The organism is Pedobacter sp. GQ55 (assembly GCF_059758925.1).
Genome location: NZ_JCAXEI010000005.1, coordinates 78,360 through 100,843, shown reverse-complemented (window position 1 = coordinate 100,843; position 22,484 = coordinate 78,360). Strand labels below are relative to the sequence as shown.

The window sequence follows — 22,484 nt, the reverse complement described above, 5'->3', positions numbered from 1 at the left end:
TAATTTTATAGGTTAAAAATTAGAAAGCATTATCCTCACCGTGCATCACATTTAATACGGTCATAAAAATAATTTTCACATCAAACATAGAGTCCCAGTTTTCCAGGTAGTGGATATCGCATTTCACACGATTCTCCATATCCTCTGTCGCCTTTGTCTCTCCTCTAAATCCATTAACCTGCGCCCAGCCGGTTATTCCTGGCTTCAAAAACTGCCTTACCATGTATTGGTTAATTATCGCTTTGTACTGCTCGGTATGTTTCAGCATATGAGGCCTTGGGCCAACTACACTCATACTACCCATAAATACATTAAAGAACTGTGGCATTTCATCAAGACTGGATTTTCTCAGAAATTTACCAATAGGTGTAATCCGGTCATCATCCTTAGTCGCCTGCTTCTTATCGCTTGCATCATTCACCTTCATGCTTCTGAACTTATAACACCAGAAAGGCTCGTCATTTCTGCCGCTTCTCAATTGCTTAAACATAACAGGACCTTTGCTTTGCATCTTTATCAGTAAAGCAATTAAAGGATAAAGCCAGCTCAAAATAAAAATGATAACCAATGAACTGAATACCACATCAAACAAGCGTTTCTTAAACCTGCTGCTCATTTCTTCAAGTGGCTCTTTACGCAGTGTGATAATAGGAAACTCGCCCCCCAGATAACTTACGGTATAAGGAGTTCCTAAAGACCCGCCAAAGTCGGGGATAAATTTAAGCCGGATACAATGTTTTTCGGCCTCAAGCATAAGTGGCCTCACATCAGTCATTCTTTCAGGCGCCACGGCAACGTAAAGATCCACCACACCATTACCCGCAGCCTCTGCAAGCTTTGTACGGGTATCTTCAGAAAGTTCATTTCCACTGACCGAAAACATGTGCTCATCACCACCAACGAAACCACAGAACTGCACGTTTCTTTGTTTTTGGAAGTAATTCGAAATCCGGACAGCAGTCCTGTTTGAGCCCATTACGGCAACTTTTTTCGCTCCGTTAAATTTGCTTAAGAAGTAGTACTGTATAGCAGTACCCAAAAACCGGTTCAATAAGAAAGAAAAGCAAAGCATCCCATAAAAGGTCAGCAGGAAGGTTTTCGAAAAGTCATGATCCCTCGACAACATCAGGTATCCTGTAAACAGGACAATATGTAAAGCAACACTTCTCCAGGTTCCACGATAGATCCTGGTGAGCTTTCTGGCTCCATAAAGTGTATATAAGCCAAATACAGCTGTATTAAATAGCCAGATTAAATTACAAACCACAAGATAATGCTGGTGCAATTCATCTGAAATTGACTTTCCGAGACTAAGAGAGAGGTAATATGCGCTAAAATAGATGATGTTTAGCATAATTACATCGGTAATCAGCAAAACATATCTGAGGAGGTAGATATAACGTGTTAACATAGGGATTTAGGATTAGTATTATCCGCAATTATAATTTCGTAGTACATTCGATTTGATGCAAACCCATGCACTATACAGGTACCGATCACTCGGATACCTCCTGCTGTTAAGACTTTTTTTATTATCATAGGGAGTGATTTTTATTTATACGTCTGTTTGTATTATTTATGCTATTTCGTCGTTTAATTCATATTACAGGGGCTTAGTGTAAAACATACACAAATTTAAAATTTTTAAGCAGAAAAAAGAATATATTTGATATAACTTTCAATAAACAACTTATTTCCGGGCAACAACACAACAAAATTCAAACCAGAAAACAATAAAACCCAATTTTTAACATTAAAAAATCAACAACTAAATGTAAATCAACTGTTAAAACAGCCGTTTAATCAAAAAACAACACCGAAAATGTAAGAAAACCAAAAAAACATTCGTTTTATCATTTATAGTAACCCATATTTACCTTCAAAGCCATAAAAACTACCTGAAAAACCTATCAAATAATCATCCCTATTGTTTAATCTAGAAAAACCCTATGAATTTCATTTACCCCATTATCAGACCATTAACACTTTTTCTATTTATATTCTTTGTGTTTGTCGTCAAAACAAACGCCCAGATTTTCGATAAAATTAAGGCAGAAGCCGAACTGCAAGCCACCGGTACCACCGGAGATGTAGTACCTTTTTGGATGCGCTCAAATCAATATGGATCCGTACCGCTCGAGGGCGTATCCGGCAGTCTTATCCTTAGAGCATACAAACCCTATAGTGAATACCTGCAAACCGACAGCAATGGCAACAGAAAGAAACTAGTCGACTGGGGCATGGGTTTCGAAGGAAGAGGAAATGCAGGCAATAAATCCAACCTCACCCTAATTGAAGCCTACGCAAAATTAAGAGTTGGTGTATTCCAGCTAAAAGCAGGCAGAAGCAAAGATGTCATGGGCCTAAACGGCGACACCTCATTAAGCTCCGGCAACTTTACCATGTCAGGAAACGCGTTGGGAATACCTAAATTAGAAATTTCAATCCCCAATTACTATTCCATCCCGGTATTCCAGGGCCTTTTTTCCATAAAAGGAAATTTCGCACACGGCTTGCTTGGAAAAATAAAAGGCTCCACAGAAAGCAGTTATTTACATCAAAAGTCCCTTTACATTCGACTTGGTAAGCCCGACTGGAAATTAAAACTCTACGGAGGCTTCAACCACCAGACCTTCTGGGGCAACGAAAAAGACCTTTACGGCCCGGATTTCGACCTATCCAAGTTCGAAACGCTCTATTATGTCTTCCTGGGAAAAACCTATAAGGGTAAAGGCGTTGGACGCTCCAAGATCGGCAATCAGATCGGCTCACTGGACCTGGGTGCAGAATACAATTTTGAGAAATTCAAAATCATGATCTATCGCCAAAACTTCTATGATGTCGGCGCATTAGCAAAACTCGCCAACATTGCCGACGGCCTAAATGGAGTCAGCATCGAGAACACAGCCCAAACCACCAAAAGCAGCGGGTTCAAATGGAAAAAAGTGTTACTGGAATTCTTTTACTCCAAAGATCAGGCAGGCTATCCATGGTCCAAAAAAACCAAGTCCGGCGACGAAAATTACTATAATAACTCCTTTTACAGAAATGGCTGGTCTTACTTCGGTCCGGGAATTGGAAACCCTTTAATCACACCGGCAAGCGATGCAAAGGAAGGTCAGGCATCAAAAAAGGCAGACTATTTTATCAACAACAGGGTCGTAGCCGTACACCTGGGTTTTGAAGGCGAAATTGATACCTGGACATTTGCTACGAAAATCACCCATTCCTGGAACTACGGAACTTTCGGGACAAGCATTTACGGAAATACAACAGGAAACAACAGTAGCCCTGAATCCAACAATATATTTATCCCGGTTCAGCAATTTTCAATCTACCTTGAAGGATTAAAGGCGCTAAAAAATAACTACAGGATTGGTTTTGCTACAGCGTTGGACCAGGGCAAACTTTTAAATAATTCCTTCGGAGCGTCGCTTAGGTTAATTAAAGGCTTTTAAGCCTCCTGGTCAACCACCGAAAGCACTTCCCGCTCCCATAAATTTACAGGGTAAACCCCCTGATCACTAAGCTTCTGAAGTTGCGCCTTTACAATAGGTGCATCTTCTTTAAACGTAACACCAAACCATCTGGCCGCGGTAGGGATCATTTTCACAGCACCCTTTCCAGAATTAATCAGCGTATCGGTCACCTCAGGAATCAGGAATTCTGCTTTCAGGTCATCCAGATTTGCATCCAGAAATTTATAGTACTCCAGCTCACTCCAATTTACAAAAGCCGGAGTAAAACAGAAGAAATTCATACTCACCTTTGTATCTAAAGGAAGTTCCAGATCAGCCTCAGCAATTTTAGTAAATGCCTTTGCGTCCTTTTTATAAATTTCTTTTCGCTCTGTAATCCCAACGATATTACCTTCCTCGTTCACGTTGATCTCGCCCCTGGTAACCGACCCGTTATCACTTAATGTATTTTTCAGTTCATAACCAACACAAGCATACTTGCCATCTTCAATACCATTACTCAAAAAATCGAACGATTGCTTGAAGGCATCAAACCCATAAAAATCATCTGCATTGATTACCGAAAAAGGAGCATCCAAAACGTCCTTGCAGCACAACAAGGCATGCTGCGTACCAAAAGGCTTTACACGCGCCTGGGGAATTGTCCTCCCGCCACTATATTTATCCAAGCTCTGATAAACATATTCCAGTTCAATCTTACCCTTCAACTTAGGCTCAATGGCCGCTTTAAAAGAATCCGAAAATTCCTCCCGGATAATAAAAATTACCTTTCCATACCCCGCCTTAATGGCGTCGTATATGGAATACTCCATAATAGTTTCGCCCGAAGGGCCAAATGATTCAATTTGCTTGTTACCACCATAACGGCTCGCCATACCGGCAGCCAGAATTACCAAAGAAGGTTTCGACTTAAACATAATAAACTTTAGGGGATGTTAATTAATGAATATTTAGATTTTAAACAGCAACGAGCTGCTTCTTTAAAGACTTGGTTCCAATAGACTGAACAATAAAGCCAATCGACCTTAGTTTTTCTGCGTCCAGCAAATTTCGTCCGTCAAAAATCTTCGCCGGTTTCAACATACCCTCATAAATTCTTTCCCAATCGTAATCCTTAAACTCATCCCACTCGGTAAGCACAGCGATCGCATGTGCACCTTTACACACCTCATATGGATCAACGCCAACTCCTATACTTGCCCTGTTATCTTCAGCAGTTCTGGAGCCTAAATAATCCAGATCAGCATAAACCTGCCTTTCAACCACCTTTGGATCATACACCCGTATCTCGGCCTGCTCATTCAATAAATAATCTGCCACATAAATCGCTGCAGATTCGCGGGTATCATTGGTATCCTTTTTAAAGGCCCAGCCCAAAAACGCAATCTTTTTACCCGAAACAGTATTATAAAGTTTACGAACAATATTTAACGCAAACCTTTTTTTCTGATGATCATTCATAATGATCACCTGCTCCCAATAATCCGCCACCTCAGTCAGCCCGAAAGATCTGGAGATGTAAACCAGATTTAAAATATCTTTTTGAAAACACGAACCGCCAAAGCCTACAGATGCTTTCAGGAACTTTGGACCTATACGACTATCCATTCCTATCGCCCTGGCAACTTCATTTACATCCGCTTCAGTTTTCTCACACAACTCAGATATCGCATTGATCGAGGATATCCGCTGCGCTAAAAATGCATTCGCAACCAATTTAGAAAGCTCAGAAGACCATACATTAGTCGTTAAAATACGTTCTCTGGGAATCCAGTTGTTATAAATTTCAACCAGCGCCTCAATAGCCTGTTTGCCTTCCGGCGAAGAATCACCGCCAATCAGTACCCGATCAGGGTTCAGCAGGTCTTCCACAGCAGTACCTTCAGCAAGGAATTCAGGATTTGATAATACCTGGAATTCTATATCATTGCCAGAATATTGCAAAATATCCTTTATCGCCTCCGCGGTCCTTACCGGCAGGGTCGATTTCTCTACAATAATTTTATTCGATTTCGAAACTCTTGCAATCTGTCTGGCACACAACTCAATCCACTTCAAATCAGCTCCCATTCCTTTACCCGAACCGTAAGTTTTGGTCGGCGTATTCACAGAAATGAAAATCATTTGCGCCTCGTCTATGGCTTTGTCTACATCAGTAGAGAAAAAAAGGTTTCTTCCCCTGGCCTGGGCAACCACCTCGCTAAGCCCCGGTTCATATACGGGCATGTTGTCCATATTCTCGTCATTCCAGGCAGCTATTCTGGCCACATTCAGATCCACCACCGTTACCTTTATTTCAGGGCATTGCTTCGCAATAATCGCCATTGTAGGACCACCCACATAACCGGCTCCGATACAACATATGTTTGTAATTTGCATAATAAGTTAACATTATTTAAGTAAAACAATAAGGATTTAGATGGTTTTTAATAAAACTTAACAAAAAGATAACATTGTTGGCTATTTTTCTCTAACGAGATGCCACAACACCTTACAAATATATAACTTAAGCATTAAAAAGAATAAGACTTCATATTTTTAACCAAAAAATAATATTAAAATAACGAAACAATCACAATAATATATCGCTATCATAACAATAACACTTATTTTCACTTTACATAAAGCATAAAAGACAAATAATTTTACTGTTTTATCAGAAATAATTACCATTTCTCATCATATAACCTTATTTTTACAAACAAATAAGGCAAGCATATATAAACGACACCACCAAATTGTTGTTTTTGTCTTAAGTTTTAGAAAATAAGTTACTCATTCCCAATTAAATCATTCCTATTTATGAAGAAAGCACTTATCACAGGTATTACAGGACAAGACGGAGCATATCTGGCAGATTTGCTATTAAAAAAAGGTTACGAAGTTCATGGCGTTAAACGCCGTAGCTCACTATTCAATACAGACCGTATTGATCACCTTTATCAGGACCCACACGAAAGCGACATTCGCTTCGTATTACACTACGGAGATTTAAGCGACTCAACGAACTTAATAAGGATCATTCAGCAAGTACAACCTGATGAGATTTATAACTTAGGGGCCATGAGCCACGTTCAGGTGAGTTTCGAAACTCCTGAATACACTGCCAATGCCGATGGCATAGGAACACTTAGGATCCTGGAAGCCATCAGAATTCTGGGGCTGGTAAAGAAAACCAAAGTATACCAGGCATCAACTTCCGAACTATATGGTCTTGTACAGGCAGTACCACAATCAGAAACTACTCCTTTCTATCCGCGCTCGCCTTATGCGGTCGCAAAAATGTACGCTTACTGGATCACGGTCAACTATCGCGAAGCTTATGGCATGTTTGCCTGCAACGGGATACTTTTCAACCACGAAAGCCCATTACGCGGAGAAACCTTTGTAACCAGGAAAATCACCCGCGGAACAGCTAAAATTGCGCTGGGATTGCAGGATAAATTATACCTGGGAAATCTTGATGCACGAAGAGACTGGGGACATGCCAAAGATTATGTTGAAGCCATGTGGTTAATTCTCCAGCACGACACACCTGAAGATTTCGTTATCGCAACAGGAATCACCACTACAGTACGTGATTTTATCAAAATGGCATTTGATGAAGTAGGCATCACCCTGGAGTTTACCGGCGAAGGTGTAGAGGAAGTAGGCACTGTCGTTTCCTGCAGCAATCCGGATTACCTGGTAGAAATCGGAAAAGAAGTTGTAGCGGTCGACAAGCGTTACTTCCGTCCTACAGAGGTAGACCTGTTGATCGGTGACCCTACAAAATGCAAAGAAAAACTAAACTGGAAGCCAAAATATGACCTGGCAGGATTGGTCAACGATATGATGAACTCAGATTTACAGCACTTCCAAAAGGAAAGAATGCTGAAAGAATCGGGCTATGCAGTTAAAAATCAATTTGAATAAAATGCATCATTATGTTATTGAAAAAAAGACTTCTTTCCATTGATGTATCATGTGGATCGTATAATGAATTTATAGCCGCTATTCTTAAATACGCCACCGAAAGGATTTCTTCTTACGTTTGTGTCGCTAATGTACATATGCTTATTGAAGCGCACAACACTCCAAAATTTGCAGATGTGGTAAATCAAGCTGACATAGTAACTCCGGACGGCATGCCTCTGGCGCAGGGCTTCAAGTATGAATACAACCTGAAACAGGACCGGGTAGACGGAATGAGTCTGCTGCCGGCACTCCTTTCCGAGTGCGAAAAAAACGATTTGTCCATCTATTTCTATGGTGGCGATCAAAAAACACTCGATACTGCAGAAACTTATATCCGTAAGGCCTATCCAACCTTAAAGATAGCAGGACTGTATTCCCCACCCTTTCGTAAGCTTACCGATGCAGAAAAGCTGGAAGACGAACAAAGAATAAAGGATTCAGGGGCCCACTTGATTTTTGTCGCCCTGGGTTGCCCTAAACAAGAAATGTGGATGGCCGAAATGAAAGGTAAAGTACCTGCATTAATGATTGGTATCGGCGGTGCACTGCCTGTATTCACAGGAGCACAGAAGCGGGCACCAAAATGGATGCAGGACAATAGTCTGGAATGGCTTTATCGCTTAATACAGGAACCAAGGAGACTATTTAAGAGGTATTTAACAACCAACAGTAAGTTTCTATACTTACTTGCCAAAGAAAAACTGAAAACCAAACCATGAAACACACTTCAAAAATCTATATAGCCGGTCACAACGGTATGGTCGGATCTGCGATAGCAAGAAAGTTGCAGCAACAAGGCTATACCCAAATCATCACACGCAGTTCAAAAGAATTAGATTTAAGGAATCAACAGGAAGTAAATGACTTTTTCGCAACCGAAAAACCAGAATACGTATTCCTGGCCGCAGCTAAAGTGGGCGGCATTATGGCTAACAACATCTTCAGGGGCGAATTTCTATACGAGAATTTGATGATCCAGAACAATGTGATCCATGCCTCTTACTTAAATGAAGTTACCAAACTAATGTTCCTGGGTTCGTCCTGCATCTATCCAAGAATGGCACCGCAGCCATTAAAAGAAGAGTACCTGCTTACAGGTGAGCTGGAGCAAACCAACGAACCATACGCCATCGCAAAGATCGCCGGAATTAAAATGTGTGACGCCTACAGATCACAATATGGCTGTAATTACATCTCTGTTATGCCTACCAATCTATATGGCCCTAACGATAATTACGATCTGAATAACTCACATGTTTTACCCGCATTGATCAGAAAGGTAATTGCCGCAAAAAACAATGCAGAGCCTTCAGTAACCATCTGGGGAACAGGAACACCAAAAAGAGAGTTTCTATATGTAGATGATCTTGCGGATGCCTGTATACACCTTATGGAAACGTACAATGAACCAGGCCTGGTTAATATTGGCGTTGGAGAAGACATCTCTATTAAAGATCTGGCCGACCTTGTAGTAAAGGTTGTGGGCTACCAGGGCGAAGTGATCAAAGACCTTTCCAAACCCGACGGCACACCCAGAAAATTAATGGATGTAAGCAAATTAAACGCACAAGGCTGGAAAGCAAAAGTATCCCTCGAAGAAGGAATCAAAAAAGTATATAACGAAGTAAAAGAAATGAATTGGAATTAAGTCCCTATTAATACCTACCTCCCTAAACCATGAGGATGACCACAAAAGTGGTCGTCCTCTTTTTTTTGCTCGTCCGGTAAGACACAGGCCATCATCCTGAGAGCCTAGCATTGGGAAAAAATACAAAAAAGTAGTAATGACAATAACTTGTCATTGGTAATTTATTTTGCTTCGCAGCTTCTTCGAGATCAGGATCTCGCAAGCGCAATTCCACCTTTCTATTCCTGGACCCTGAAATAAATTCAGGATAACGACCGCTCATAAACAACCAATCACAACTTCCCCACTCCCTTCAAATGTCTCTCCAAATCCTCCTGCGAATCAAACCTGTCCTTAATCTTCCTGGCCGGATTCCCACCATAAATACTATACGGTTCCACATCCTTTGTCACTACAGATCCTGCAGCTATAATTGCTCCATCATTTATCACTACTCCCTGCATTATCGTTGCACCATAGCCCACCCAAACATCACTGCCAATCCTTGTCACCAAGCCCTTCCCCTTCCAATCATAGCTTTCTTCACGAATAGATGAAGCAATCCTTATCGGCGTGCCTACTTGCTGAAAATGGTGATCATAACGCCCAACAATGCCCACTCTATTTCCAAAGATCACATAATCACCAATTACACAATCTGTCTCTATTAACGAATCTCTCCCAATGTAAAAATGCTTACCGATCTTAATCTGATTTTTCGCCCACAGCCTTACCCTTACACCCGCATGGAAGCCCTCTGCGATATCGTATTTCGCCCACTTAACTTTAGCCAGATACAAATCCCTCAAATCCTTTATTAAGCCAACTACACTCATTTGAATACCCTCTGAAAAATCGTTTCAACTTTCGAGATAACCCTCGATACCAATCCCATTTTAAGGATAAACTTATTTTGATAAAACTGATTTATCTGAGCTTTATCCGGCAACGAAAAACTCATCCGTTCTTCCTTATCCAATGCAGGCAAATACCTTCTGCCCGATCCATTAGTGTGCGTAGCGAACTGATCAAAACCATTGTTAAATACCTTAGAAAACACCGGGTAAATGGTTAGTCCACCCTTCCTGAACTGATGATAGAACCAACGTATTGCCCAGGAATCCAGTCGACCTTCCATTTGCTCGGCCAGCATCTTATTCAAGTCCGATCCGCCAACAGCAAATTCCCTTTGCGCTCTGGAATCCTTTTTGAAAAGCGCATAGTCTTTAACCGCCCAATCCACATCCGCCCAGCGATCTTTCCATGTAGCCCAGCCCCACGACCATCCACGCTTCAGGAAATAAGCATCATCATGATTATCTTTAGATTCTCCCAGGTTAAAAGCATAACCCGAAATAGAAAATGCTGCCTCATCTGATTTGTATTTCTCCAGACAAGTGTTCATGAACGTCAGAAAATTACTGGTAGTGCTCAGGTCATCTTCCAGTACAATAACGGTATCAAATTTTTGAAAAACAGAAGTAACGCCGTCAATGATCGACCTTGCCAGACCTTTGTTTTTCTCTGCCTCCACTACTGTAATTGCCTTAAATCCGGTTATCGTTTTTATAAAATCTCTGACCTGTTTTACAATCACTTCATCCTTTTCAAATTTGGCAGCATCAGAGAATATAAAGAGCTCGCTATCGGATGCGAGTTCGTTTTTTGCAAGCGCTTCAACCGTAGTTTTCAGGGTATCCAGCCGCTTATAAGTAAATAATAAAATTGGAGCTATATTCATTTTTTTAGATGGGTTTGATTCATTTTTTTGCGGATATGAGTTTTCATTTTCTCAATCCGATGTTCGAAACATTAATTTGTTTTAATCCTTTTAAACCGGCAACTCCCGGATCCCTACCAAGAGAAACCGTATTGCTGTCTAACACTGATTTATTTGACGAGAACCGGCCAACATTTATACATAAACTATTCTTAAATTTATTTGGTCCCGGCCTGTAATCATTTGAAGCCAGCTTCCTTAAATATGGATACCGTTTTAAAAATACTGCCGAATTAGCGTTCACATCACTCTTGAGCTTCTTGCTCATCTCTTTTGTACCCATCAGGGTCTTCCATTTCTCGTCAGTCCAGGAAGTCATAGAAACCGCCAGCCCGCAGTTCACAAAGTTATTGCCGGCAAACGTATTGTCTCCACCACCATTTATATGCACCGCACCAAACTTCAGCTTACCCTGCAGGGATCCACAGTTTTTAAAGACATTACTGTCCACTTTAATCCCCCCGCTGCCATCATCTATGTATACCGCGGCAACCATATATCCTCTGGGGCTTACCAAATTCTCAAAAAGGTTATTATGGATCCGTGTCCCGGTTGATGAGCGGTCACGGCCCGTATATACCGCGCCCTGGTCATTTATTTCCGTCACAACATCCTTGATCTTGTTGTAAGAGATGTCATGATTGTTTCCCCAGTACATAATCGCCTGCCCCTGGTTATCATGAATAAAGCAGTTCTTTATTGTATTGCCTACCCCGCCCAAAAATATAGCGGGAGAACTTACCCAATTCCTTCTGGCATAATTATAGATCTCGGTATTATCAATTATGTTTCCTGCCGGCAATAGATTTTGTCTATCACCTCCGGTCATGAAAACACCTCCGGTTCCGGTATTGTAGATCTTGCACGATTTTATGACAAAAGCCGAAGTCTTATCAAAAGAGATCAGTTCTTCATAGCTCTTATACAAAGATTTATCTGCAGTGTTCTTTCCAATCCCGATACCCACCGTGCCCAGGTTCATCACCGTACAGTTCTTGATGTTAATGTTTTTGGTGCCCTGCGCATAAATACCCATATCCCTGCCATAACCAATTTCCAATCCGCTCAATGTTACATTGTCCGAATTGATCAAGGAAATAATTGGTGTGCTGCAGACAGAAACAAAGAGCTCATCTGCCAGATCACCCGAATTGTAAAAAGAAAGGATTCCGGTTGTCCTGTCTAAATAATACTCGCCTGAACTGTCCAGTTCTTCCGGAATATTGTAAAAGAAAAACCTCCTGAAAGGCGATGCAGCATCCGTACTTTTTACCCCATAGCTCGTAGTCGCGTTTAAGGTAATTTCATTTGCATCGATAGATTTAACCGGCACATTATCGTTAGCAAACCCATTGGCTAGAAAACCACTGATCCATACCCGGTCCGATTTCTTCCATTTCGCAGGGCGGTCGGCACTGTACCCAAACACCGCTCCATCCTGAGCGCCTTTATTCGTCTTATCCTTTATTCCCGGATTACTAACCTTTCCAATAGGCAAAAAGCCCTTATTTGGCCACCTTGCCAGCTCCATAGCCCGGCCTTTATAAAACAGCTCCAGCGGGGCGGTCACGGCATTTCTGTGGCCATGCTGCTGCAATTCCCCATAATCGGTAACCCCCGCTTTCTTCAGGTCAATCTGATAAATGCTTGCAGCAGTTTTCTTCACTGCAGATTTATCAATTTTAACCCCTCCGCTAAGCAGCACTTTTTCGCCTTTATAATTGGCAATGGTCAGGTGCTTCACATTGTCGTTACCGCCAATGCTTATTGTTTTATCCGTAAAATAGGTACCACCTCTGATCAGGATGGAAACGGTTCCCCCTTTTACTAAAGCAGCCTTTTGCAATGCGCCATTTAAGCTGCGCAAAGGCTGATCTATGCTTCCGGCCGACTGATCGCTTCCACCAGGGGAAACATAAAAAATCTTGTCATTATTTTGAGCGAAAATATTGAATGAACAGAGAAGAAAAAAAATCAATAACCTCATACTTTTCATAATTAATATTTCAAATTGCATCCTATTAACGTAAACTGTAGAGCAGCGTTAGTTTAGGAAAAGTCTGCCAAAATGATCGGTAATCGTCTTGGCTTTTTGCTTTTTAGAATGGCTGAATTTTTCTAAATATGAGCGCTCAGCATCTATGTTAAACCTGATTTCCGTATCCGGCTTTGTATCAATCAACAGCTCTTCAAGGTCCAGGTCCTTAAACACGTTCACCAGCTTATGGTGTAATTTCAGATCCGTAAGAATAACAGGCACCGTATTGTTTAATATAGACAACAAAGCTACGTGCAAACGGTTTGTATATAGAAATCTTGCACCCGCATAAAGGCCGATAGCCTGCGCAAAGCTCAATTGCTTATCAAGCAGTTTACACTTGTAATTGTTCCTTTCCAGAATGTCTTTCAGGTACTGTAAAGACTCCAGGTCTTCTACCACCTGATAAGCCAGAACGATCTCTTCATTTTTTATGATCGTATCTGTGAACACCCGCATCAGGTTCACCGCAATCTGATCAAGGTAAGCCTTGTTTAACTCCTTACCCTCAATATCACCTCTTATAGAGACCACCACATAATTATCGCCCTTATAATCCAGCTCAACACTGTCAATCACAGATTGAAAATTGCCTATATCATATAAAAACGCCAGGTCATCAATCAAAGAAAGGTTCTTAAAACCCTTCTCTTTCAAATGATCATAATTATTAGAATCCCTAACCGCTATATCAGCATAAACGTTCGAGAGTTTCCTTTGATCCACATAACCCCCGTCAGAGTACGGGCCTAAACTCACCCCCCATCTCAGCACGCCTATTTTGGCCGTCTTCAATACTACAGCCCTCAAAAAATACTTGTAAAACTTAAACTTTGCCTTAGCCGCATCCTTGCCTTCAAAATAGGCGCCCGGAGGGTCAAAAACAAAATCAACCTTACCAATAACTGAAGCTAAATTTACCCACCTCAGTACCGGTTTACCCTCAAAAGCCTTAATCCCCTCAACAATAACGATGTTTTTAGCAAAGGGATTATTTAAGGTCACCAGGTCATACAATGAGGGCACTTTACCATCTATAAAAACCTTTCCGAATTTTGATATTTCGCGTATCAGCAAAGCATTGATCAAAACATCACCCAGATTAGAATCCTTTATTCTCGAAGGATATATAAAGCTCTTCATAACTAAAAATTTACGGTTTGTTTGTATAAATCATAAAACTCCTTTTCGATCTCCACAACATTAAACCTTTCTGCATATTCAATCCTTTTTTGGGCCGAATCATCAGCCTCACCCTCCACAAACTCCGAATATTTTATGCGCAATAGATTGGTAAGCTGCGGAATATCATCTACAATAAAATCCTTTTCAATGCCTTCAATGATTTCTGTTATCCCACCACCATCTTTAAACACAATTGTTGGCTTGCCCAGATGCAAACATTCAACCGCAACCAAACCAAAAGGCTCAGAGCTCGATGCGAACACGCATAAATTCATTACCGCCTGGTAATCGATCACATTGGTTTGAAATCCGGCAAATATTACTTTTTTGGTTATCCCCAGCTCTTCTACATAAGCCTCCAGCTTTTCCCTGGTCTCTCCATCACCTACCAGCAATAACATCACATCGTCGTTATTTTTTTGCATCTCAAAAAAAGCTTCGATCAAATACTCCACCCGCTTCCAGCTGATAAACCTGGAGGTGGTGCCTATAATGAACTTTTCATTTAACGATGGAAATTCCTCCAGCGCCCGTTTTTCATTCCAGCTGTCCTTAAACAAAACCCCGTTATAGATCACCGAATTATACGGGTTTTTAACACCCATCTTAATCCAAAAATCTTTTGTGTAGAGCGAGTTATTGGTTACCGAATCACAAATAGAATTCAGAAAACGCACCAGCAATCTGGTTTTGGCTTTAAAGGAAATGGTATCCGGCCTGCCGTCTACCCCCGCACTATGATTGGTATAGATGATCTTCGCTTTTGAAAAGCGCAACGCCTCGGCCATTAACGGCTTAAAAATATGCAGGTGAACAATGTCGTGTGTATTTGTGATCTTCAGGATCTTTCTATACGTCCCTATGTTGTAATCAAAAGGATTTAGCTTCACATAAAAGATCGGGATCCCGGAATTAACGATCCGCTTATTGGCAACCGCGTCTTTATCCTGACAGCAAAGTATACTCACATCAAGGTCCGGATTTTTTGCCTGCGCCTGGGTTAAATAAAAGAGAAAGGCTTCAATTCCGCCAAAAAGGAAATCATGAACAACGTGGACAACTTTAACTTTACACATATACGTTAATATTTTATTGTTTAAAACTTATTATTTATAAACCAGCTCTCGTGAAATATTGATTACATATAAAGCGACGCATAAAACAGGTACCGTTCCTAATAATGTGCTCCCTGCAATATTACCCAGGAACAGGAAAAAAATGTAATATTTGGCGTAGGCAAATTCATTGGGGACCCTGGTTCTCAAAGTAGAGATCAGGAGTCTGAAAAACAGGAACAGGCCTACAAAACCAAAATATAAAAATATAGAGGCGTAGCCCACATCCGCAGCCACATAACCCTGAGATCGGCCGTACTTATCTACAAATTGTCCATATTTTGATTTACCAAGCGAATACCTGCCACTGCCAAGCAGGTCGGTAATCACATTTGGAGACACCTCTGTAAAATAAAACCGATAAGCCCCGACCCTTGGGTTCTCATCCCCTTCTTTCTGACCTGAATACTCCGTCTCACTTTTTTCAATTAAAGCAGAGATCACCGGACTCACGATCAAAAGCACCCAAAAGGCTGCAACAAAGCCGAAAACAACCAAAAGCCTTTTCATCAGGCTCAGGTTATCCAGAAAATACAGCAAGCCTAAAATGAAACTGAAAATAATCGCCTGTCTGCCCAGGTGAAGCACAATGGTCACAAACAATACCACACATACCACCACCCATTTCTTATTAAAAGCATACTTTATTTTCGAAATAGACAGGAAATAGGCAAGATAAAGCGGCCCTGCTCCAATCAAGGTAAGCCTTATTCTTGAAATCCCCCTACTGGTATCAATCTCCTTATCCAACTCCCCATAGCCCTTAAACAGCCTGAACGGAGATACCGCCAAGCCTACATAAAAACAGAACAGGTAAATGGCTACAAACACCCATATAAACCGCTCCACCTCATGCATTTTGGGTTGGGTCTTTGCTAAATAGAAGTAAAACAGGAACGAAAAATTAGGTATGGTCGAAATGAATGTATCCAGCCACCCTTGTTTCCAGAACAGCGTTGCACAAAATATGGAGATGAAAGTAAACAGCGACATCGTCCTTATGATATAAGAGAACCTGTCCCTGTACGAACCGAATATATAATTTCTCGAATAGAAGATCATCCCGGCTAACAGCACATAATAGAATGCCTTTAACAGGTCATCATTTAAATTTAATGGCCTGAAAAAAAAGAAGTAAGAAAGATTAAAGATCAGAATGAATGAGATCAGTTTTGCCTTTTTCTCTATCTGCTCCTGGTTTTCTATCTGCTGCTCGGGTAAAAGTTCTTCAGTAGCTGTCATTTATTATTTTTTACAAGGAGTCAAATAGAAATTTAATTGAGTCTTCCCTACGTTCACTTAATAATTTCGATGGAATGGTATAATCAATAGGCGCTGTTACATCAGCCAGATCATCCGCATTTTTGATCAACCGATCCTTCAGCTCCAATACATCCAATAAGTTCAATACCCTGTAAGGGTTAGAATTCTTATAAATGCTATAAAAGTTCTTTTTGAAAATAAGGGAGAAAGTAGTTCCGTGAAAAGAATTGGTTACCACAAACCTGGCATTATCAAACAACCAGATGAATTCATTAGGCCCAACATCCTCTAAGCACACATCAACCAGGTCTGCTTTCTGCTTTTTGCTGCTGATGAACACCACCTTGCAGCCTAATTTCTTAGCAATGTCTTTCGCCAGGTTAATGCAAACACTGTTGTTGTCAAAAGTATAGATCAGCACATAATCCTTCGGCATTTCGCGCGACAGCGGCTTGGCAATCGTCCTCCACTGCTCACCGGTCAGCAATAAGGTCGGATCCACCACCACCTTCACATCTTTATCCATAAAGGTTGCAATCTGATCCTTTAAAAACTGTTCCCTTACCGAGATGTTCTTATAAGCGCCTAAAGATGCAGTTAAAGTCTTCCTGTCGCCATTGGCGAACTTATGCGCACCCGCACTGGAGGCGTACGACAATCTCTTTACCCTGTCGTTTCCAAAAGCCAGCAAGTACACAGGATCCAGCTTGCCTCCGGTAAACTGCGGATTCCAGATCTGGTCGCTCCCGCTGATCAGCACGTCATATTCCTGACTGTTCACATCCACCTCGGTAATGCTCTTATAAGAACCTTTACTTAATGGGATATATTCGGTAATAAACTCCTTGATCTTGTTTTCTTTTTTAACACCTTTTTTTAAAATAAAGTGCTTCACAAAATGCTTCGCATTCTGCTTTAGAGATCTTCTGCCGTCGTACAGTTTATGATTGTATTTCAGATCAAGGTCCTGTTGCTGATAGTCGATACACTCTATATTATGTGTTTCCAGCGCCCTGCATAAGCCATAAGCCTGTAAAACGCCTCCGTAATTATACACATTATGGAAAGTAACTAATCCAATATTCTTTGTTTGTTGGTCTTGCATATACTTATAAAATTTTAACCACTTCTCCTGCATCCAACCTTGGTGAGGATGCTATTTTAATTTTCTCAGGCAGGTATCCACAGGAAACCACCAAACCCACTCTTTCATTGTTCGGGATGCCCAACAGCTCTCTTAATTTTAAATCCCTGTGCACCTCCACGCTCCAGTTCAAAGGGCAGGCCCCGATGTCATATCTGTGAAGCGCATACAATAGCGACATCGCAAACATTCCTGAATTCACAAAGGATTCATTTCTATCATTCGGACCCTGAAAAACTGAAATATCAGCTGTGATTACAAAAAGGGTATCGGCCAAATGTCCAAATCCCCTGTTGCCATATTGCAGTTTCAGCACCTGTTGCTTCATCTCAGCAGATCTGACCATGTAAATCCGGTTCACCTGCCTGTTGCAGGAAGTAGGCGATTTTAGCGCCAATCTTACGCACGTCATCAACACCTCTTCGGGGATCACTACATCACTGTAATTTCTGGAACTGTATCTGGAAAGACAGAACTTATCGAACGATGATTCCTTGTGGGCAAAATAAACATCTCTGTCAAATTCAAATTGCTTTGGCGTCTGGTAGGCAGTAATTCTCAGCCTTAATTTGGCTACCTGATCGGTAATGGCCTGCTTTAAAGTAAAGCTTCTTTTATCGTGGAACTCCACATATTCTTCCAGCACATTCATGGAATGAACAAACTCCAGACTAGATAAATTGTATTTTTTATCCAAATACATATTCATCATATCTATCAGTTCGAGCACCACAGGCTCCCCAAATCCAAGTCTGGTATCGGGCATGGTCAGCCCCTTCTCCAAAACATGGTAGTAGATGGTTAACTTGCCTTTAAGTTTGTTTTCAGTATCGAAGGTTTGATAAACATTCGAATTCTTAATAAATCGATTAAAATCATACGCATAAAGTTTCGACAACTTGGCTATAATTTTAACTTTTTTCGGGACGATTTTTTTTATGAAAGACATATAATTAAATTTTATTATCTTATTTATTTTCCGGCGAATTTCACCTGAATTCCGGATAACTTTTTTGTCAGGCCTTTTGCAATTCCGGCAACCATATCACGTTCAGCTTGCACAAAGCCGTAGTTCCATATCAATAACGAGGTAGAGCAGAAGCTCAGTAACAGTACCACGCCTAACCTAATAAAGCCCTCGGGCATAAAAAGTCCAGGTAAAAATGACACCCCTATTCCAACTGCAGTAATCACTGCTACCTTTAAAATTATATTCTTGAAAAAAGCATTTATAGACAAGCCGGTCAGGGTGTGAACAATCTTTAGCCTGATCACCAGCGAAATCGCTTCCAGGCACAAACCACCAATCAAAACCGAGTAGGCCGGATAACCGGACCTAAGCAGAAAATACGAAAGCGGCAAAGTGAGTAAAACGATAGACCCTACAACGGACTGGTATAGCTTTATCTTCCCGGTAGCCTGAACTGCTATTTTTAATCCGGTCGACATCTGACTAATCACACTGGTCATCAGCACAATTGTACAAAAGACACCAGTATACTGAGGTACATTAGATAGCCAGAACTTCAATATAAAGGGCATTTCAATGAGCATTGGAATAACCATAAACAACAGCAGAAAAACAGAGAACTTACTGGATTGAGTAGCCAGCCTGATCATCCTTTCTCTGTCGCCCCCGCCTTCACTTTTAACGATCTGCGGATTAAAGGCCCTTACCATCATCACCGAAAAGGACTGCATTTGCGAGTTAACCTGATTTGCAACCGCATAAGATGCATTGATCTTAGCGCCATAGAACCTGTTCAATATGATGCTCAACCCCTGGGAGCTGGCCACATAACACAAGGCACCAAACAAATTCCATCCTGCATAAGCGGCCATTTCTTTCAGCAGCGCATAATTGGCCGAAAAACCGAAATTAAACTTACATTCTGCATATTTCATCGAACACCAAACCGTCTTGATCAGCCTGATCAGGATGGTTACCGCAGCAATCAGAACCCCGTAGGTAATCAGCTTATCAAAATGCGTATACATCAGGTAATAGGCAATGCCCAATTTCAATACCGCCTCCAGAATACCACTTAACGAATCAAATAAAAGATCCTCATTTGCATTAATTGCCGCATCGTAGGGCACCGCATTTATGGTGAAAAATGTGCTCACCACCATAAAATGAAAAACATACCTTGCCGTTTCAATCCGGCCAGCCGGTATATTCAGCACGCCATCAAAAAGAAACAGTCCGGCACCTTCGAGCAGGGCAACAATCAGCAAGCCAATAATTAAATGTAAAGTGATGCTTGTTTTAAATACCTCTTTGTTTTTTTCTACCTCCCCCTTTCCAAGGAAAAAAGAGAGGTAGCGCTGGGTGGTTATCGTCATCGCGCCATTCAAAAAAGAAAGCATCAGAATAACCCCGGCCAGCAAATTAAAGATACCAAAGTCCTCTGTTCCCAGAGATTTCAATATCAAACGGGTCGAAAACAATGCAATAAACATCGTAATCACTACTTTTCCGTAAAGGAAACCGGTATTGTAAAAAACTTTTTTAGCGGCTTTCATATTACCCTTTAAAAATTCGTTTCCAGAAACCTTTTTTCGCTATTTCCTCTCCATAACTGCCATAGCCATAACCATAGCCATAAGCATAGGAATCAGTCAGCACGATATCGTTTATCACTATTCCTACTTTTTTCATTTTCTTGGTACGGAACAGGTCATCCACTATATTTAGCTGGTTCTTACGCGTAAACTTATGTCTCACTAAATACAAGCAAACATCCGCATGGGTCTCAAGCAACTGGGCATCGGTAATTATACCTATTGGCGGGGCATCAATAATAATATAGTCAAACTGCGTTCTAAGCTCATCAATTAACTCTTTGGTACGCGAACTTAACAACGTTTCTGCAGGGTTAGGCGGGATAGGACCCGAACTTACAATAAACAGGTCTTCATGGATATCCAGGGGTTTTATAATATCCTTAGCGGTAAGGCTTTTGTCTACAATGTAATTGGTAAAACCTACACCATTGGATGTATTTAATTTACCGGACATACCCGGTTTTCTTAAATCCAGTTCCATCAGCAGCACGCGCTTTCCGGTAATGGCCAACACATTGCCCAGGTTAATCGCCACAAAGGACTTGCCCTCTCCAGACATGCTGGAGGTAAGCAAAATGACCTTGGTTTTTTCGCTATCGTTATGATAAAAAGACAAATTGGTTCTTAATGCCCTGAATTGTTCTGAAATAGCAGATCTGGAATTGTCAGAAACAGCAAGATTAGCCGAATCATCACTATGGCTAATTTCTCCCAGAATCGGAACATCTGTCGCTTCGGTGATGTCCTCTTTGGTATTAATTTTATCATTCAACACCTCAAGGAGATAGATGATCCCAATTGGTATAGCCAAACCCATAAACAAACCAATAAGTGCCACTACAGATTTCTTCGGACTAAAGGGCTTAAATTCAGATTTTGGCGGATCAATAGTCCTGGAATTCGCAATATTTGAGGTTTTGGAAATCGCCGTTTCCTCACTCTTCTGCATCAGGTAGATATACAGCTCCTGCTTAATCTGTTGTTGCCTGGCCAGGTTTAAATAGTTCCTTTCGGTAGCAGGTATCTGCTGAACCTGTCCTTCAGCCGATTTCATCTGCCCTTGTAACTGCGCCTTGGTAATCTCCAGCCCATTTTTGGTAGAAATCAGATTGGCCAGCATATCCGTACGCATATTTTTGATCTGCTTATCCAGGTTCGTAATCACCGGGTTCGTTTCTGTTACCCCAAGGAGTCTTCTGTCGCGGTCCAAAAGTAAGGCATTATACTTATCTATTAATCCGGTAAAAACCATATCTCCCGGCAAAATTGAACTGGGTAATACGCGATTTCCACTCTCATCTTTTAAATAATCCTGCAGATTTGATAAGATACTCAGCTGCGTTTCTACCTTCGATAGCTCATTCATAAACGAGCTGGTATTTTGCACCAGCAGTTTAGATTGCTCGGTCATATCGGCAAGGTTGTTTTTCTGTTTAAAACCCTGGATGTTCCCTTCCAGATCACCAAGTTCCGAACTGATAAAGGCCAGCCTGTTTCTTATAAATTTAATGGTACTATCGGCAACCTCATTTTTGTCGTCAATATTTCCCTGAACGTACTTATTTATGAGCTCGTTTAAAATGTCCTCCCCCTTTTTAGGAATCGGGTGGTTAATGCTCAGGTCTATTACCGTGATCAGCTTATTTCCAACCGATACATTCAGGTCGTTCATTAATGCAGCCACCTTCTCATCAACAGAAACAATAGAAAACTTGTAACGTTCATCTTCAGCAAAAAGCTGCCCCGGTGTTTTGGTAATAATGAATGTTCCCACCTTAGGAAAAGTGACTTTCCCGTTAAAATCGACAACGGTATCTAATAAGCCCGATTTCAGGGAGAGTTTGTTGTTCTTTAGCAGTGCCAGTTCAAAGCCTGTTGCCTTAACAGTATCCTCTGCAGCAACAAATTGTACTGTAAAAGGACTTTTGTAGATCTCGATATCGTTAATACGTCCCTTTTTAAAGTAAGCAATGTTAAGGTGCATGTCCTGGACCACCTGTTCCATCAGGTATCTGGTCTGCAGTATTTCTGCTTCATTATCTACGGTGCTTTTGGTTCCAAGCAGGCCACCAAGATCACCAAGGGCATCGGCAGCGGCGCCAAGCACATTGCCTCCCTTTTTTTCGTCATTTACTAAAACCCTTGCCGAAATCCGGAACATAGGGGTGGTGTATCGGAGGTATAAATAGGCCATGCCTAAACAAACTATTACCGACAACAATATTAAAGGCCATTTTCTGATAATCTTGGGCAGTAGCTTACTAATATCCAGGCCTTCATCTTTTGGAAGTTGATTTGATCTTGTACTCATAGAGGATGATTACTAAT

17 protein-coding genes are annotated in these 22,484 nt (G+C 41.2%); 4 read left to right on the top strand and 13 right to left on the bottom strand.

Annotation, left to right across the window (positions count from 1 at the left end; all coding sequences use genetic code 11):
• Positions 1 to 19 precede the first annotated feature (19 nt).
• Positions 20 to 1,411, bottom strand: coding sequence for an undecaprenyl-phosphate glucose phosphotransferase (locus tag AC6CH7_RS14955; protein ID WP_498263524.1), 1,392 nt, complete (start codon positions 1,409 to 1,411; stop codon positions 20 to 22).
• Between the two features lie 538 nt (positions 1,412 to 1,949).
• Between AC6CH7_RS14955 and AC6CH7_RS14950 the strand changes: the two genes are divergently transcribed.
• Positions 1,950 to 3,458 (top strand): capsule assembly Wzi family protein, encoded by a 1,509-nt coding sequence (locus tag AC6CH7_RS14950; protein WP_498263523.1) that lies wholly within the window; start codon positions 1,950 to 1,952, stop codon positions 3,456 to 3,458.
• On the opposite strand, the gene AC6CH7_RS14945 is transcribed toward AC6CH7_RS14950, so the two are convergent.
• Together AC6CH7_RS14945 and AC6CH7_RS14940 are read right to left on the bottom strand one after the other, a co-directional pair.
• Entirely contained in the window at positions 3,455 to 4,396 is a 942-nt protein-coding gene (locus tag AC6CH7_RS14945) for a nucleotidyltransferase family protein (RefSeq protein ID WP_498263522.1), read from the bottom strand. The genes AC6CH7_RS14950 and AC6CH7_RS14945 overlap by 4 nt on opposite strands.
• Positions 4,397 to 4,436: 40 nt before the next feature.
• Complete coding sequence (locus AC6CH7_RS14940; protein ID WP_498263521.1) at positions 4,437 to 5,858, bottom strand: UDP-glucose 6-dehydrogenase; 1,422 nt, start codon at positions 5,856 to 5,858, stop codon at positions 4,437 to 4,439.
• Positions 5,859 to 6,281: 423 nt separating this feature from the next.
• Here AC6CH7_RS14940 and gmd point away from each other — a divergent pair, with 423 nt between their 5' ends.
• From gmd to AC6CH7_RS14925, 3 genes are read left to right on the top strand one after another with little or no spacing between them, the layout of a single operon-like run.
• On the top strand, positions 6,282 to 7,394 hold the full coding sequence (gmd, locus tag AC6CH7_RS14935) for a GDP-mannose 4,6-dehydratase (protein ID WP_498263520.1): 1,113 nt from the start codon (positions 6,282 to 6,284) through the stop codon (positions 7,392 to 7,394).
• A gap of 11 nt (positions 7,395 to 7,405) precedes the next feature.
• Positions 7,406 to 8,155: a WecB/TagA/CpsF family glycosyltransferase gene (locus tag AC6CH7_RS14930; RefSeq protein WP_498263519.1), complete on the top strand. Its 750-nt coding sequence runs from the start codon at positions 7,406 to 7,408 to the stop codon at positions 8,153 to 8,155.
• Positions 8,152 to 9,084 (top strand): GDP-L-fucose synthase family protein, encoded by a 933-nt coding sequence (locus tag AC6CH7_RS14925; RefSeq protein WP_498263518.1) that lies wholly within the window; start codon positions 8,152 to 8,154, stop codon positions 9,082 to 9,084. Before AC6CH7_RS14930 ends, AC6CH7_RS14925 begins: the two co-directional genes overlap by 4 nt.
• A gap of 272 nt (positions 9,085 to 9,356) precedes the next feature.
• Here the strand turns inward: AC6CH7_RS14925 and AC6CH7_RS14920 are convergent, their stop codons facing one another.
• The 10 genes from AC6CH7_RS14920 to AC6CH7_RS14875 are packed head-to-tail and all read right to left on the bottom strand — an operon-like array spanning position 9,357 to position 22,467.
• Positions 9,357 to 9,899: a CatB-related O-acetyltransferase gene (locus AC6CH7_RS14920; RefSeq protein WP_498263517.1), complete on the bottom strand. Its 543-nt coding sequence runs from the start codon at positions 9,897 to 9,899 to the stop codon at positions 9,357 to 9,359.
• Positions 9,896 to 10,804, bottom strand: a complete 909-nt coding sequence (locus AC6CH7_RS14915; protein WP_498263516.1) for a glycosyltransferase family protein — start codon at positions 10,802 to 10,804, stop codon at positions 9,896 to 9,898. The genes AC6CH7_RS14920 and AC6CH7_RS14915 overlap by 4 nt, the downstream gene beginning before the upstream one ends.
• Before the next feature lie 43 nt (positions 10,805 to 10,847).
• Positions 10,848 to 12,830 carry a right-handed parallel beta-helix repeat-containing protein gene (locus AC6CH7_RS14910; protein ID WP_498263515.1) on the bottom strand — a complete coding sequence of 661 codons (1,983 nt, stop codon included), beginning with the start codon at positions 12,828 to 12,830 and terminating at the stop codon, positions 10,848 to 10,850.
• 57 nt (positions 12,831 to 12,887) lie between these two features.
• A complete protein-coding gene (locus AC6CH7_RS14905; RefSeq protein ID WP_498263514.1) occupies positions 12,888 to 14,024 on the bottom strand; it encodes a polysaccharide pyruvyl transferase family protein in 1,137 nt (378 codons plus the stop codon).
• A 2-nt stretch (positions 14,025 to 14,026) separates the two neighbouring features.
• On the bottom strand, positions 14,027 to 15,142 hold the full coding sequence (locus AC6CH7_RS14900) for a glycosyltransferase family 4 protein (RefSeq protein WP_498263513.1): 1,116 nt from the start codon (positions 15,140 to 15,142) through the stop codon (positions 14,027 to 14,029).
• A gap of 30 nt (positions 15,143 to 15,172) precedes the next feature.
• A complete protein-coding gene (locus AC6CH7_RS14895; RefSeq protein WP_498263512.1) occupies positions 15,173 to 16,423 on the bottom strand; it encodes a hypothetical protein in 1,251 nt (416 codons plus the stop codon).
• Positions 16,424 to 16,433: 10 nt separating this feature from the next.
• Positions 16,434 to 17,549 (bottom strand): polysaccharide pyruvyl transferase family protein, encoded by a 1,116-nt coding sequence (locus AC6CH7_RS14890; RefSeq protein WP_498263511.1) that lies wholly within the window; start codon positions 17,547 to 17,549, stop codon positions 16,434 to 16,436.
• A 4-nt stretch (positions 17,550 to 17,553) separates the two neighbouring features.
• Complete coding sequence (locus AC6CH7_RS14885) at positions 17,554 to 18,537, bottom strand: nitroreductase family protein (RefSeq protein WP_498263510.1); 984 nt, start codon at positions 18,535 to 18,537, stop codon at positions 17,554 to 17,556.
• Between the two features lie 23 nt (positions 18,538 to 18,560).
• Positions 18,561 to 20,114 (bottom strand): lipopolysaccharide biosynthesis protein, encoded by a 1,554-nt coding sequence (locus AC6CH7_RS14880; RefSeq protein ID WP_498263509.1) that lies wholly within the window; start codon positions 20,112 to 20,114, stop codon positions 18,561 to 18,563.
• 1 nt (position 20,115) lies between these two features.
• Positions 20,116 to 22,467: a GumC family protein gene (locus tag AC6CH7_RS14875; RefSeq protein ID WP_498263508.1), complete on the bottom strand. Its 2,352-nt coding sequence runs from the start codon at positions 22,465 to 22,467 to the stop codon at positions 20,116 to 20,118.
• Positions 22,468 to 22,484 lie beyond the last annotated feature (17 nt).